The sequence below is a fragment of the Kineosporiaceae bacterium genome (assembly GCA_016713225.1).
In the GTDB taxonomy this organism is placed as follows: Bacteria; Actinomycetota; Actinomycetes; order Actinomycetales; family Kineosporiaceae; genus JADJPO01.
In genome coordinates this window covers 425643-440250 of record JADJPO010000003.1, presented here as the reverse complement: position 1 = coordinate 440250, position 14608 = coordinate 425643, and the positions used below count along the sequence as shown (strand labels likewise).

General features: G+C 70.9%; 15 protein-coding genes. 5 read left to right on the top strand and 10 right to left on the bottom strand.

What is annotated here, in order from left to right; translation table 11 throughout:
• Window positions 1-36 precede the first annotated feature (36 nt).
• On the top strand, window positions 37-705 hold the full coding sequence (locus IPK24_13040; protein ID MBK8076457.1) for a TrkA family potassium uptake protein: 669 nt from the start codon (window positions 37-39) through the stop codon (window positions 703-705).
• Window positions 705-1370 carry a TrkA family potassium uptake protein gene (locus IPK24_13035; GenBank protein MBK8076456.1) on the top strand — a complete coding sequence of 222 codons (666 nt, stop codon included), beginning with the start codon at window positions 705-707 and terminating at the stop codon, window positions 1368-1370. Before IPK24_13040 ends, IPK24_13035 begins: the two co-directional genes overlap by 1 nt.
• A 60-nt stretch (window positions 1371-1430) precedes the next feature.
• On the opposite strand, the gene IPK24_13030 is transcribed toward IPK24_13035, so the two are convergent.
• From IPK24_13030 to dut, 4 genes are read right to left on the bottom strand one after another with little or no spacing between them, the layout of a single operon-like run.
• Window positions 1431-2135 carry a DUF3159 domain-containing protein gene (locus IPK24_13030; protein MBK8076455.1) on the bottom strand — a complete coding sequence of 235 codons (705 nt, stop codon included), beginning with the start codon at window positions 2133-2135 and terminating at the stop codon, window positions 1431-1433.
• Between the two features lie 37 nt (window positions 2136-2172).
• Window positions 2173-2586: an OB-fold nucleic acid binding domain-containing protein gene (locus IPK24_13025; GenBank protein MBK8076454.1), complete on the bottom strand. Its 414-nt coding sequence runs from the start codon at window positions 2584-2586 to the stop codon at window positions 2173-2175.
• Window positions 2587-2604: 18 nt separating this feature from the next.
• Window positions 2605-3384, bottom strand: a complete 780-nt coding sequence (locus tag IPK24_13020; protein MBK8076453.1) for a DUF3710 domain-containing protein — start codon at window positions 3382-3384, stop codon at window positions 2605-2607.
• On the bottom strand, window positions 3381-3848 hold the full coding sequence (gene dut / locus IPK24_13015) for a dUTP diphosphatase (protein MBK8076452.1): 468 nt from the start codon (window positions 3846-3848) through the stop codon (window positions 3381-3383). Before dut ends, IPK24_13020 begins: the two co-directional genes overlap by 4 nt.
• 32 nt (window positions 3849-3880) lie before the next feature.
• Between dut and IPK24_13010 the strand changes: the two genes are divergently transcribed.
• Window positions 3881-4351 (top strand): DUF3093 domain-containing protein, encoded by a 471-nt coding sequence (locus tag IPK24_13010; GenBank protein ID MBK8076451.1) that lies wholly within the window; start codon window positions 3881-3883, stop codon window positions 4349-4351.
• 142 nt (window positions 4352-4493) lie between these two features.
• Here the strand turns inward: IPK24_13010 and IPK24_13005 are convergent, their stop codons facing one another.
• The 3 genes from IPK24_13005 to hemH all read right to left on the bottom strand — a co-directional run bounded on the left by IPK24_13005 (window position 4494) and on the right by hemH (window position 6888).
• The gene (locus tag IPK24_13005) at window positions 4494-4793 is read right to left on the bottom strand and encodes a DUF4193 domain-containing protein (protein MBK8076450.1); all 300 of its coding nucleotides are present in this window, start codon (window positions 4791-4793) and stop codon (window positions 4494-4496) included.
• 173 nt (window positions 4794-4966) lie between these two features.
• Window positions 4967-5851, bottom strand: a complete 885-nt coding sequence (locus IPK24_13000; GenBank protein ID MBK8076449.1) for an inositol monophosphatase — start codon at window positions 5849-5851, stop codon at window positions 4967-4969.
• Window positions 5848-6888, bottom strand: a complete 1041-nt coding sequence (gene hemH, locus IPK24_12995) for a ferrochelatase (GenBank protein MBK8076448.1) — start codon at window positions 6886-6888, stop codon at window positions 5848-5850. The genes IPK24_13000 and hemH overlap by 4 nt, the downstream gene beginning before the upstream one ends.
• Before the next feature lie 164 nt (window positions 6889-7052).
• Between hemH and IPK24_12990 the strand changes: the two genes are divergently transcribed.
• A complete protein-coding gene (locus IPK24_12990; GenBank protein MBK8076447.1) occupies window positions 7053-8198 on the top strand; it encodes a DUF3071 domain-containing protein in 1146 nt (381 codons plus the stop codon).
• Window positions 8199-8213: 15 nt separating this feature from the next.
• Here the strand turns inward: IPK24_12990 and IPK24_12985 are convergent, their stop codons facing one another.
• The 3 genes from IPK24_12985 to IPK24_12975 form a co-directional block, all read right to left on the bottom strand.
• Complete coding sequence (locus tag IPK24_12985; protein MBK8076446.1) at window positions 8214-9365, bottom strand: alkaline phosphatase family protein; 1152 nt, start codon at window positions 9363-9365, stop codon at window positions 8214-8216.
• A complete protein-coding gene (locus IPK24_12980) occupies window positions 9362-9940 on the bottom strand; it encodes a phosphodiesterase (protein ID MBK8076445.1) in 579 nt (192 codons plus the stop codon). The genes IPK24_12985 and IPK24_12980 overlap by 4 nt, the downstream gene beginning before the upstream one ends.
• A 67-nt stretch (window positions 9941-10007) precedes the next feature.
• Complete coding sequence (locus IPK24_12975; protein MBK8076444.1) at window positions 10008-12716, bottom strand: GNAT family N-acetyltransferase; 2709 nt, start codon at window positions 12714-12716, stop codon at window positions 10008-10010.
• 10 nt (window positions 12717-12726) lie between these two features.
• On the opposite strand from IPK24_12975, the gene IPK24_12970 reads away from it, so the two are divergent.
• Window positions 12727-14571 carry an AMP-binding protein gene (locus IPK24_12970; GenBank protein ID MBK8076443.1) on the top strand — a complete coding sequence of 615 codons (1845 nt, stop codon included), beginning with the start codon at window positions 12727-12729 and terminating at the stop codon, window positions 14569-14571.
• Window positions 14572-14608 lie beyond the last annotated feature (37 nt).

Sequence of the window (14608 nt, the reverse complement as noted above, 5' to 3'; positions counted from 1 at the left end):
AGGACACCTGGCACTCGGCGAGGAGTCGGACCAGAAGTGCATTTCGTGATCATGGGGTGCGGCCGGACCGGCTCGACCCTCGCGCAGATGGTGGAACGGCGGGGTCACTCCGTCGCGGTGATCGACCAGAACCCCGACGCCTTCCGGCGCCTCGGATCCTCCTTCGACGGCCTGCGGGTGACCGGGGCGGGCTTCGAGCGCGAGACGCTGCAAGAGGCCGGCATCGACGAGGCCTACGCCTTCGCTGCGGTGAGCAGCGGCGACAACTCCAACATCTTGGCCGCCCGGGTGGCCCGCGAGATGTTCGGGGTGTCCAACGTGGTGGCGCGCATCTACGACCCGGGTCGGGCCGAGGTCTACCAACGCCTCGGGATTCCCACCGTGGCGACCGTGCGCTGGACGGCGGACCAGATCGTCCGTCGCCTGCTGCCGGTGGGCGCGGCCTCGGAGTACCGCGACGCCTCGGGCTCACTGATCATGGCGGAGGTCGGCGTGCACCTCGGCTGGGTCGGACGGCGCATGGCGACCCTGGAGGACGCCGCCCGCGGGCGTGTGGCCTACCTGTCCCGGCTGGGCGAGGGCATCGTGCCCGGGCCGGACACGGTGTACCAAGAGGGCGATCTGGTGCACCTGATGGTGCGCGAGACCGACCTGCCGCAGGCCGAGTCCGTGCTGGGCGTGCCCCCCGTGGCGGTGAGTCACTGATGCGCGTCGTCATCGCCGGAGCCGGCAGTGTCGGCCGATCGATCGCCGGGGAGTTGCTGGCCAACGGGCACCACGTGCTCTTGGTCGATCGCGACCCGGCCGCCATCCGGGTCTCGAGCGTGCCGGATGCCCAGTGGCTGCTGGCCGACGCCTGCGAGATCAGTTCGCTGGCCGAGGCCGGGCTGGCCGAGTGCGACGCGGTGGTGGCCGCCAGCGGTGACGACAAGGTCAACCTGGTCGTCTCGCTGTTGGCCAAGACCGAGTACGGCGTACCCCGCACCGTGGCGCGGGTCAACAACCCCAAGAACGAGTGGATGTTCGACGAGGCCTGGGGCGTGGACGTCGCGGTGTCGACCCCCCGGCTGATGACCGCTCTGGTCGAGGAGGCCGTCTCCATCGGGGACCTGGTGCGGATCTTCACCTTCCAGCAGAGCCACGCGAACATGGTCGAACTGACGCTGCCTGCCGATGCACCGGTGGTCGGAACCATGGTCGGCGACATCGAATGGCCGGCGGACACGGTACTGGTGGGCATCATCCGCGCCGACCGGCCGATTGCGCCGAGCCGGGACGACACCCTCGAGGCCAACGACGAGCTGATGTTCATCACGGTGCCCGAGTCGGAGGACCAGCTCCAGCGATTGCTCAGCCCGTCCAACGTCTGAGCAACTCCCACCTCTCGGTGATCATGCAATCCGTGCACGTTTCGTGCACGGATTGCATGATCACCGAGAGGTGGGGTGCGGGTCGTCGTCCGGCTGGGCGGCGATGGGCGCCGAGTCCTCGACGCCCGGGGGCCGGGCGAGCGGAACCCGCCGGACGATGAGCCAGCAGACCAACACCGTGACGCCGAAGAGCGGCAACCCGAGAGGAACCGAGGCCGCCCCGAGCCCGGTGACGTGATCGCGCAGGTACAGCGGTACCTGGAAGCCCAACCGGATCACGAACATGGCCACCCACGCCCAGGTCGCCCAGGTGTACGCCCGGGCTCGGGCGGGCACCTGCCGCCAGTGCGTACCCTCGCCGAGCATCAATCCCAGCAGCACGCCCACATAGGGCCAGCGCACGACGATCGAGATCAGACACAGCACCGTGAAGAACGCGTTCTTCAGGATCGAGGCCAGGAAGAAGTTGATCGCCGAATGGGTGTACCAGGCGATGGCCGCTGCCAGTGCCACGCCCATCAAGCCACTGACCGCCTGCATCACCGTCTGCCGCTGGGCCAGGCGGACGACGGTGAGCGCGACGGCGGTGCCGACCGCGGCGATCAGGGCGCGTTGCAGGTCGTTGTCGATGGTGTAGACGAGAGTGAACACCAGGGTCGGGACGACGGACTCGAGCAGGCCGCGCACGCCGCCCACGGCGGACTCGAACGAGAACTGCTCGGCCATGGCCTGGGCCAGGCCCGACGTCGCCGGCCCGGGTTGCACCCCCGAAGCCGCTGCGGGGGATGACGCCCGCTCCGGCTCACTCCCCGGCACGCGCGACCAATTCGTAGCGGGGGTTGAACAGGGCCGGCTCGCCCTCCGAGCTGGTGATCATGCCGTGGACCCGGATCCGACGACCCGGCTCGATGCCGGCGATCTGCCGCCGTCCGAGCCAGACCACGGTCAAGGTGCCGCTGCCGTCGTACAGGGCGGCCTCCAGCGCAGGAACCCCCGCGCGGGGCCGCAGCGTCACCGAACGCAAGGTGCCACACACCGTGGCATCGCGGCGCGATTCCAGATCGGCCACCAAGGTTCCGCCGAGCTCGGCGGCACGTTCCTGCTCCTGCTCGGCCAGAACCTGAGACTGCGGTGCGACCAGACGCGAGATCGCCGCGCGAAAACGTGACGTCGTCGCACGTGCGGTCGGTGTCTTGGCCTGTTCGGTGCCTGCCATGGGTTCAGCGTACGCGGGCTAGTGGATCTCGGTGATCTCGGGACCACGCTCGAAGGGCTGCAGGTCGTCACGGCGGGCGGCCGGCGGTTCGACCTCGGTGGAGGCCTGACCGTCGGCGGTCACCACCTCGGGCAGGCTCAGCACGAGCAACTCCCGCGGAGCCATGGCCTCCTCGCCGCGCACCACCACGATGTCGCGGACCACCGACTCCAGGTCGAGGGCCGCCCCGGCGTCGTGAACCGCCTGCCCGTGGAACACCGCGCGCAGGAACCACCGGGGTCCGTCGATGCCGACGAAGCGCGCGGGCTGGTGCCCGGTGCGACCATCCGGCGTACGCGCCGGGATGCGGGCCAACAACTCCCGGCCGAACACCCCGGCCACCTCGTCGGCGGTACCACCCTGCCGCGTGATCCCCGAGGCGATCTCGCCGCGGATCTCCTCCCAGATCCCCTCACTGCGGGGTGCGGCGAAGGCCTGCAACTGCACGGCCGATTCGCCGAGCTGCACGGTGGCCGAGTTCACCGTCCCGGTGGATTCGTCCATCTCGAGGCGCAGCTCCATCCCGGCGCGGCCCCGCAGGCGCAACGCGCCCAGATCGACGTACCCATCGGCATCCGGCTGCTCGACGACGTCCCAGGGGCCGTCGGGCCGCGGTGACAGACCTGGGCGGGTGTCCTCCTCGTCCGGCTCGTCGAGTTCGTCCAACTCGTCGAGTTCGGCGTCCAACTCCTGCGCCGCGCCGACCTCGGCATCGCTGACCTCAGCCGCCTCGGTCTTACGACGTCGGAACAAGCTCACTGCGCCTCACCCTTCTGTTCACCCGTCTGTTCGAATCCTCCGGTGGACCCGAAACCGCCTGCGCCCCGCGGGGTCTCGGTCAATTGGTCCACCTCCAGGAATGTCGCGTGCTCGACCCGCTGCACCACCAGCTGGGCGATCCGGTCTCCCCGGCGCACCGTGAACGGGTGATCGACATCGGTGTTGATCAACGTCACCTTGATCTCGCCTCGATATCCGGCATCGACCGTACCCGGTGCATTCACCACAGTCACACCATGCCGGGCGGCCAGCCCGGACCGCGGGTGCACGAACGCGGCGTAGCCCTCCGGCAGCTCGACGGCGATGCCGGTGGGGACCACCTCGCGCCGACCCGGGGCGAGGACGACATCGACCGCACTGACCAGGTCTGCGCCGGCATCGCCCGGATGGGCGTACCTGGGCGGCGGCAGCCCGGGGTCGAGGCGGCGGAACGGGATCCGCATGCACGCGAGCCTAGCCCGTGTGGGAACCTGGGCTGGTGAGTGTGGACTACCGCGAAAAACTCCGTCCGGCCGCGTGGGTCTGGGCCACCGCCTCCCTGCTGGGCTGCGGATTCGGACTGATCCTCGTCCCCAAGAGCGAACAGCTCGCCCTGGTCGTGGCCATCCTGGCCACCGCGACGCTGGCCGGTCTCCTCGCGCGCACCACACCCGAGGTCACCGTGCGCGACGGGCAACTCCAGGCCGGGCGGGCGCGGTTGCCGCTGGAATTCTGCGGCGCGGTCGAATCGTTGGACGCCGCAGCCATGCGGCATGCGCACGGCCCCGGCCTGGACGCACGCGCCTACCTGTGCATCCGTGGCTGGATCCCCACCGGAATCCGGGTCGCCGTGGCCGATCCTCGCGATCCCACCCCCTACTGGCTGATCTCCAGCCGTCGCCCCAACCTGCTGGCAGAGGCCATCGAGGCGGCTCGGGCCGAGCAGCCATCGGCTACTCAGCCCTGACCGACCCCTCCCCTGACGTCACCTGACGTCCGTGACGTCGGCGACGTCCCTGATGTCACTGACGTCGGCGAGGTCCCTGATGACATTCCATCCCCCGAACCCCCGGTCCCCCGAGCGGGTACGGCCCGATCCGCCGCCCGCGTCAGGCGGCGCACTCCTTGCACACCGGCTGCCCGCCGACCTCTTTGGCCAGCTGACTGCGGTGGTGCACGAGGAAGCAGCTCGAACAGGTGAACTCGTCGGCCTGACGCGGCAGGACCCGCACCGAGAGTTCCTCATTGGACAGGTCGGCGCCGGGAAGCTCGAAGCCCTCGGCCGCCTCGGTCTCGTCTTCGTCGACGGCGCCGGAACCCTTGTCGACGCGCCGGGCCTTGAGCTCCTCGAGAGAGTCCTCGCTCAGCTCGTCGTCCGTCTTGCGCGGCGCGTCGTAGTCGGTCGCCATATAGGTCACGCTCCGGTGAAAAGTTGTGATGAACAGGGGTGTCACGTGCCGGGCCGGTACACGTGGCCGAACGTCGGGTCGGTCTGGCCTTCCCCACGCGCTGGGCGATTGTGCACTATGCGGGTCGCCGAGGCGAACCCACTAGGGCGTGATGTCCGACGGCGTGTCATGACTCACATCTGCTCGACCAGCCCTCGCAGCGTCTCGGCCAGCGGCGCCGGCCCCACCACCACCAGGTCCGGCGACGGCGGACCGCCACCGGGACCGAGCACCAGCCCTCCGGTTTCGGTCACCACGAGCTGGCCCGCCGCAATGTCCCAGACGTTGAGCCCACGCTCGTAGAAGGCATCCAGTCGGCCCGTGGCCACCGCGCACAGATCGAGCGAGGCGCTGCCGATCCGACGGATGTCACGCACCAGGGGCAGCAACGCCGAGACCACCTCGGCCTGTTCCCGACGGCGTTCGGGCCGATAGCCGAACCCCGTTCCCACCAGAGCGGCGTCCAGAGGTGGCGCGGATCGGGTGGGCAACCGGCACCCGTCCAACCAGGCGCCGTGGCCGGCGATCGCCGTCCAGGTCTCGCCCGATGCCGGGTTGTGCACGCACCCGGCCAGGGCCTGCCAACCGCCGGGACGACGCGGGTCCCCGGTGACGACGGCGACGCTGACGGCGTAGGCCGGCAGCCCGTACAGATAGTTGACGGTGCCGTCGATCGGATCGATCACCCAGGTCAGGCCGCTGCTGTGACCGGTGCGTCCGGCCACGCCGCCGGCCTCCTCACCGAACAACGCGTCGTCCGGCCGAGCCTGCTGCACCATCTCGCTGATCAGCTGCTCGGCGGCCCGGTCCATGGCGGTCACGACATCGGTCGGGCTGCTCTTGGTGGCCTCCACCGTCACCGGTGCCGCTCGCCGTCCCTGCTCCACCAGGATTCCGGCCGCCCGGGCGGCCTGCTCGGCCACGTGCAGCAACGCCCGTCGGGATGCCTCGTCGAAGGCCCCGGGATCGACGGTTCGGGGCAAGGGGCCGGACGAGGTGTCCTCGGTCGGATCGCTCATCGTGCACAACATCCCTCGCCGCAGCTGACCGGCTGATCCGGCAGGCTCTCACCGCGCGCCTGCGCGGCGTGGTCCGCCAGGGCATCGGCCATGGCCGCCACGAATCGGGGGTCCGTCCCGACGGTCGGCACCCGCACGAAGCCGAGACCCAGTCGTTCGGCGACTCCCGCGGCCTGGGTATCGAGGTCGTAGACGACCTCCATGTGATCACTGATGAACCCGATCGGCACCACGACGACGCCGCTGGTGCCCTGGCGAGCCGACTCGGCGAGGTGGTCGTCGATGTCCGGCTCCAGCCAGGGGGTCTCGGGCGAACCGGATCGTGAGCAGTAGACCAGGTCCCACGCGTGACGACGGCCGTGACGTCCAGCGAGGGCCTCCATCACCGTCTGCGCGGTCAGCGCGTGCCCGGTGCGATAGGCCTGACCCCCGGGGCCCGAGGCCTGGTCCATCGTCAGCGGGATGGAGTGGGTGACGAACACCACCCGTGGAGCTCGCGCCACGTCCGGCCCCAGGGCCTCCAGCTCGTGCAGGCCCCGGTCGACCGCGTCGACGACGGCGGCGATGATCCCCGGCCGACCGGCGAAGGGGCGCACGACGTCGACCTCGATCTCGCGTCCCTGCCGGGCCAGCTCCCGAACGGCGTCCTCCAGGTTGGCGCGGTACTGCCGACAGCCGGACCAGCTCGGGTAGAGGCTGGTCAGGATGGCCACCACCCGCCGCGCACCGGACTCGTGGGCCTCGCTCAGCGCCTCGGTCAGCAGCGGATGCCAGTTGCGGTTGCCCCACCACAGCGGCTGCTGCACCCCACGGGCATCCAGCTCGGCGCGCAGTGCCGCGAGCAGGACCCGGTTGGCCCCGTTGATCGGACTCCGACCACCCACTGCGTGGTAGTGCTCCGCGACGGCGGCCAGCCGGTGCGGCGGCACCGGCCGACCCCGGGTCACGTTCTGCAGGAACGGCATGACATCCTCGGGCCGTTCCGGACCGCCGAAGGACACCAGCAACACCCCGTCGTACGGGGCCAACGCACTCACCCGGGCATCCTCGCACCACCCACGAGCGACTCAACACGCGAGCCACACGCCAGCCACACGGGAGCCAGACGGACCAGTCGCTCGCCGACATGCCCGGTGACATGCTTCGCCATCGGTGCGCGGGATGGCACAGTCGAACCAGGACGCAGCTGGAGGGGTGACGCATGCAGGACCTCACGCTCGTCGGCGTCCATGACGACGGGGAGCACCTGGTATTGGCGGGGGCCGAGGGCCAGAGGTTCAGGGTCCGGGTCGACGAGCCGCTTCGTGCTGCCGTGCGCCGCGACCGTCCTCGCCTGGGTCAGCTGCAGATCGAACAGGACGGGCGGTTGCGTCCGCGGGACATCCAGGCCCGGATCAGGTCCGGCGAGAGCGCCGAACAGATCGCCGCCGACTCCGGTGTCGCGATCGAACACATCCGCCGCTACGAGGGACCCGTTCTCGCCGAACGGGAATTCGTCGTCCGGCAGGCCCGTGCGGTGCGCTTGCGAGGGGTTTCACGGCTGGACGGCACCGTCCCCACCCTCGGTGAGTTGGTGACCGAACGACTGGCCGTCCGCGAGGTGGAACACGGCGAGGGCTCGTGGGATGCCTGGCGCACGGAGGACGGCACCTGGATCGTCACCCTGGCCTTCACCGCCGGGACGCGTCAGCGTCAGGCCCAGTGGGCCTACAACGCACAGCTGCGTCACGTCACCGCACAGGACGACGAGGCGCGCTGGCTGACCGAGAACGAGACGCCCGGGTCGAGCCCGGGGGCGGCGGTTCACCGACGACTGGTGCCGCTGCGCGCCGCCGATGACCACGACCGCGGCCACGAGCACATCTATGACGTCGAGGCCGACGGCGGGGTCCGCCAGGCCGAGCCGCCCTCCTCCCCCGCAGCATGGCCCGCGGCCTCCACGGTCGACCTGCTGGACACGCTGCGGGAGCGTCGTGGTCGGCGACAGCGACCACTCGACGACCTGTCGGACTTCGAGGACGACGGTCTGCCACCGGCAGCCCACCCGCCGCGGTCACGACCGGACGAGGCGATGGACGCCGAGGTGCTCACCCTGCCCGAGTCCCCGGTCGCGGTGACGATCTCGCCGGTGCCCGCGGTGAAACCGGCTTCCCCCGGTGCACCCAGCGCCCCCGCGGCAGCCGGGGCGGTGAGTCCGGTCGGTGTGGTCAAGCCTGTGCCAGTGGTGGCCGAACCCGCGGCCGAGGCACCCACGCCACCACCGCCACCGCCACCGCCACCGCGGCGCAGCAAGCGCGCCAGCGTGCCCAGCTGGGACGACATCGTCTTCGGCGGACGCCGGGAGTGAACGCCGCCGAGCCGCTCAGGCTCGGCCGCGGGTGACCAGGAGCGGCACCAGCTGTTCGGCGTCGGTCCGGGCTCCGTGCAGCCCCAGCAAGGCGAGGACCTCCTTGCGCGCCGTCCGCGAGTCGACCACGGCCGTGGTGCCCCGGGCCGAACCGACCACGTCGCCGATCCGCGGCACCACCCGAGGGTGCACCGGACCGAACCAGCCGGCGGCCATGGCGTCCTGACGGCTCAACAGCTCGAGGCGATCGCCGAGCCGCTCCCGCCAGGCCGCGAGCACGTCGTCCGCGGCACCAGTGCGGCAGTAGAGGTGCAGACCCCGCGGCTCGCCTCCGACCTGCTCCACCCCGGCGGCGAGCGTCGGTTCGTGGGCGACGTCCACCCGGTCGGCGAACGGCACGTCGACCATGCCGTGGTCGGCGGTGACCACGATCAGCGTGTCCCGCGACAGCCGAGCGACCAGTCGCGACAGCGCGGCGTCCACCGTGGCGAGTTCCTCACCCCACTGCCACGACTCACAGCCGGCCACGTGACCGACCTTGTCGATCTCACCCCAGTACAGATAGACCAGGCCGCGCCGCCGCGAGCCGAGCGCGCGCAGCGCCGCCACGGTGGCCTCCACCCGCTGATCCAGGGCCGTGGCGGCGGCGAAGCGGCCGCCACGCAGAGCCGCCTCGGTCAACCCGGACCCGTCGAAATAGGCCGGCCCCACCCGGACGACGTCCACGCCGTCTGCGGCGACCTGTTCGAACACGGTGGGTTCCGGCTGCCAGCGATGGGGGTCGACCATGGGATCCCAGGCCAGCTCACTGAACAGCACGCCGCGGTCGGGGTCGAGCACGTCGAGCCCGACCAGACCGTGCTGCCCCGGCAACCGGCCGGTGCCGAACATCGCCAGGCTGGTGGCTGTGGTACTGGGGAAGCCACAGCTGATCACGCGCCCAGACCCGTTCAGTCGCAACGAGTTCAAGAAGGGCGCATGTCCGCCGCGGCGGGCCAGCAACTGCTCACCCAGACCATCGAGCAGCACCACCACGGCATGCCGGGCGGGCTCGAGCACCAGGCGAGCCGCAGCCTCGCCCACCTGGCCCTCGTCGGGTGGGCCGCTCAACGGGACGCCGAGAGCCGTCGCCACCGCGGGCAGGACGTCGGCGAGGGTCGGGTTCACCCCGGGTGGTGACCGGTGGCCGCCATCGCCGCCGACAGCGACCGCGCGAACGCCACCGCCGCCCCGACGGCATCGGTGCCCTCGGCATCGGCGGACAACCGCAACGTGATGTCGTCGGCGGCCGCGGTCCCCGTGTAGCCGTGATCGGCCTCGCACTCGGGGTCGACGCACCCGGCCGGTTCCAGGTCGAGACGACTCATGCCACCCCAGCCGATGGTCATCGTCAACTCACGCGGCAGGGCGCCGGTGCGATGCTGCTCGGGACGGGTCACCGCGTGGGAGAGCACCAGCGAGCGGATATGACGCAACGAGACGGCCTCGGTGCTGGCCGAGGCGTAGGGCTCCGGGCTCAGGGTGTCCGGCTCGTGGTCGTCGGCATGGGCGACCACCAGACGCGTCGCCGTCAACGCCAGCACCGTGACGTGGCGGCGGATCTCCTCGCGGTCGAAGGTGGTCTCGGGGTGCACCAGGAAGCTGTCGACCACCTCCCCGGCCACTGCGACGTCCAGGACGTCGCAGATCAGCTCCGGGTAGTAGCCGGCCCGCTCGACCTCGGTCCGCAGGTGTTTGGGCAGCCCATCCTCGACGCGCCCAACCGCCGCTCCTCGTTCACGCACGGCCCCATCCTGTCACCCTCCCAGGTCAGGTCGAGGCACCCAGCTCCCGACGATCATCGTGGCGGGCGAGTGTGGTGAGTTGGACGGTCGCCGAGAGCACCGCGATACCGTGCTCGCCGACCACGATCGGGTTGAGGTCGAGGTAGGCGACATCAGGCAGTTCGTCCGCCAGACAGGACACCCGCGCGATGAGGTCCTCCAGGGCCGCGACGTCCACCGGCCGAGCGCCGCGGTGACCGAACAGCTTGGGTGCGGCACGGACCGAGCGCACCATGTCGGCGATGTCGGCCGTGGTCAACGGGGCGATCCGGTGCGCCAGGTCACCGAGCAACTCGCTGGCGTCCCCGCCCAGACCGAACGAGACGACCGGACCGTAGGCCGGGTCCTCCACGGTACGCACCACACACGCCACACCGGCGGGCGCCATCTTCTGCACCACGAGGTCACCACCACCGAGCGGCGCCAACTGGGCGGACATCTCGACCACGTCGCGGGCGAGTTCACCGGCATCGCCGATGTCGAGCCGTACCCCGCCCAGGTCGACCCGATGACGCAGATAGGGCGCCGTGGTCTTGAGCGCCACGGGCCAACCGAGCCGGGTACCGACCTCGGCTGCCTCCGCGGGATCCTTGATGGCCAGCGAGGGCCAGACCTCGATGCCGTAGCAGCGCAACAGCTCCGCGGTCCGGCGCGGGTCGAGCTCGATGCCCTCGGGATGATCGGCCAGGACCGACTCGACCAGGGCCTGAGCCCCGGCGACGTCGCAGTCGCGGGCCTCGACACGTTCACCGTGATCGCGGCGACGCCACTGGGCATAGCCGACCACGTCGGCCAGCGCGCTGACGGCTTCCTCCGGGGTGTCGTACAGCGGCACGCGCTGCATCGTCCCCGTCTCGCCCACCTCGGCGATCAGTTCGTCACCGGCATACCCGATCAGGCTGGCGACCACCGGCTGCCGTGAGGCCGACGCCGTCTCGGCCAGTGCCTGGGCGATGTCGGGGGTGTGGGCGAGCACCGCCGGGGCGAACACCGCGACGACGGCGTCCACCGAGATGTCGTCGAAGGCCGCCCGCAGCGCCTGCCGGAACTCATCGGGGCCGGCCAGCTCGGGGACGGCGACGGGCCCGTGGACCACCGAGAGCCGCTGGGCCAGGCAGGCGTCACCGACCAGGTCGGCCAGCGCCCGGCTGTTGGCCACGACGGCGACCCGCTTGCCTTCGGGCAGCGGCTGGTCGAGCAGGAGTTGGGCGACGTCGAACAAGCGGCGCACGGTGTCCACGCGCAGGCAGCCGGTCTGACGCAGGATCGCGTCGAAGGCCTCCGGCGGCGCCTGGGGTGCCCGGCTCGTGGTGTGCCGGGCGAACCCGGAGGTGCCCGAGGTGAGCACCACCACGGGGCGGCTGCGAGAGACCCGGCGCGCGATGCGCGCGAACTTGCGGGGGTTACCGGTGTTCTCGAGGTAGAGCCCGACGGCGTGGGTGTTGTCGTCCGCCTCCCAGTACTGCAGGCAGTCGTTCGCGGACACGTCGGCCCGGTTACCCGCCGAGACGAAGGTCGAGATGCCCACCGAACGCCGGGCGGCCAGGTCGAGCACCGCGACCGAGAGCGCACCGGACTGGCAGAACACGCCGAACCGCCCCGCCGGCGGGGTCTCGGCGCGCAGCGAGATGTTCAGCCGCACCCTCGGGTCGGCGTTGATCACACCCCAGGAGTTGGGCCCGACCACCCGCATGCCGTTGGCGCGTGCCAACGTGACCAGTTCGCGTTGGCGTTCCAGGCCTGCCTCGTCGGCTTCGGCGAAACCACCCGAGACCACCACCATGCCCCGGACACCGGCCTTGGTGCAGTCGTGGACGACGTCCAGTACCGCGGCGGCAGGCACGGCGACCACGGCCAGGTCCACCGGGTGGGGGACGTCGACCAGTCGGCGGTGCGCCGGGATACCGAGAACGCTGTCGGCCTCGGGGTGCACCACGTGCAGCGCGCCGGTGAAGCCGCTGGCCTGCATCGCCGTCAGCAGGGCCCGCCCGATGGTGTCCTCCCGGCGGCTCGCGCCGAGCAGGACCACCGAGCCCGGATTGAGCAACGCGTGCATGCTGCTGGCCTCGGCACGGTGCTCGCGGGCTTCCATCACCGCCCGGGACTTCTCGGTGGGGTCGATGTCGAAGCTCAGGGAGATGACGCCGTCCTCGTACCGGTGGGCCACCTCGTAGCCGGCGTCGTTGAACACCCCGATCATCTTGCGGTTCTGCGGCAGCACCTCGGCCATGAACCGGTGCAGGCCGTTCTCGCGCGCCGCGGCGGCCAGGTGCTCGAGCAGCACCGACCCCACACCGCGGCCATGGTGGTGATCGGAGATGTTGAACGCGACCTCTGCTTCGTCGCCCTCCACCCGGTCGTACCGACCGATGCCGACGATGTCGCCCCCGATGGTGATGACCATGGCCACCCGGTCGCGGTGGTCGACCACCGTGAATCGCTCCAGGTCGCGGTCGGACAACCGCGGCATGGGAGCGAAGAACCGCAGGTAGACGGACTCCGGGGATTGGGAGAGGTGGAAGCGCTGCAGCGCCTCGGCGTCCTCGGGCCGGATCGGCCTCAGATGGGCGGTGCCGCCGTCGCGCAGGACGACATCGGCCTCCCAATGCTCCGGGTAGGCCGGCCGTTCCGGGATCAGCACACCGCTCAGCCTACTGACACTGATCTCTTGCCGTCCGCCCAGGGCCGGTGCCATGGTGCGCGATATGACCGACACCACGCCGTCGTGGCGTCCCGAGCAACCGTCGTCGACGCGCCCGGCGGGGCACGCCGTGCAGCTGACGGCCTCCCCCGCCCATGTCTCGTTCCGGCAGGCCAGAGACCTCTTGCTCACCTTGCGAGAGGACTACGACGAGGCGCGAGAGCGATTCCGGTGGCCCGATCCGGGTGAGTTCAACTGGGCACGCGACTGGTTCGACCATCTGGCGGCCGACCCGACCTGCGGCGCGCGAACCGCCCTGTGGGTGGTCGATCCGGCGCGGCCCGAGGACGACGTCCGGGTGACCTATGCCGAAATGGCCGACCGATCCCGCCGCGTGGCGGGCTGGTTGGCCGGTCTGGGCGTGCTGCGCGGTGACCGGGTGTTGGTCATGCTCGACAACCAGGTCGAGCTCTGGGAGACCCTGCTGGCGTGCATGCGGCTGGGAGCGGCCGTCATCCCGGCGGCGACCCAACTCGCCTCGGCCGATCTGCGCGACCGGATCGAGCGCGGCGCGGCACGGTACGTGGTCGCCCGCAGTGAGGACACCGGCAAGTTCACGGACTATCTCGGGGGATGGACACCCATCGCCGTGGGCGAACCGGTGGTGGGCTGGCACGACTACGCCGCGGCGACAGCAGCGGTGCCCGTGGCCGAGGTGGCGCGCACCGAGGCCGAGGACACCCTGTTGCTCTACTTCACCTCGGGCACCACGGCGCGCCCGAAGCTCGTGGAGCACACTCATGCCTCCTACCCCATCGGCAGTTTGTCGACCATGTACTGGATCGGGCTGCGTCCCGGCGACGTACACCTCAACCTCGCCTCGCCGGGCTGGGCCAAACACGCGTGGAGCACCGTGTTCGCGCCGTGGAACGCCGAGGCCACGGTGGTCGCCGTCCGCAGCCCCCGGCTCGATGCCGAGCGGCTGCTGTCGATCATCGCGCGCTGCGGGGTGACGACCTTCTGCGCCCTGCCCACGGTCTGGCGGATGCTCGGTGAGGCGGATCTGGAGGCCTGGAACGGACGCCTGGCACTGCGTGAACTCGTGGGGGCCGGTGAGCGGGTGAGCGAGGCGGTCGCCGAACGGGTTCACCGGGCCTGGGGCCTGCCGTTGCGCGAGGGGTTCGGTCAGACGGAGACCACGGCTCAGGTCGCCAACACCCCGGGCCAGCCGCTGGTGCCGGGCTCGATGGGGCGTCCGCTGCCCGGATACGACGTGGCCATCCTCGACCCGATCACCGGTGAGGAGGTGCCCGACGGCCTCGAGGGGGAACTGTGTCTGCGCCTGGCCCCCCGCGACGATCAGGGGGCACCGCTGGGGCGACCGGCCGGGCTGATGGTCGGCTACCGCAACGACGAGAGCCGGACGGCGCAGACGATGTACCACGGCTTTTACCACACCGGCGACATGGCCCGACGCGACGCAGGGGGCTATCTGACCCACATCGGGCGGGCCGACGAGGTGTTCAAGGCCAACGACTCACGGATCTCGCCGTTCGAGATCGAGAGCGTGCTGGTCTCGCACCCGGCGGTCGCCGAGGCGGCCGTGGTGCCCTCACCGGACCTGCGACACGGCAGCGTCCCCAAGGCTTTCATCACCCTGGTCGAGGGTGCGCCGGCCACGGAGCAGACGGCCCGCGCGATCCTGGCTCACGCCGCGGAACGGCTGTCCGCCCACAACCGGGTGACGCGGCTGGAGTTCGGCCTCCTGCCCAAGACCCTGGCCGGCAAGATCCGTCGGGTGACGCTGCGCGAGCAAGAGGCGCGGCGTCGGGCGGAGTCGCCCCACGCTGTCGGGCCGAGCGAGTTCTGGGTCGAGGACCCTGCCGATCCGGTCTCGGCCGACCGGTGATCGGCGGGTACGGCTCATGCCCGCACCCGCCGATCAC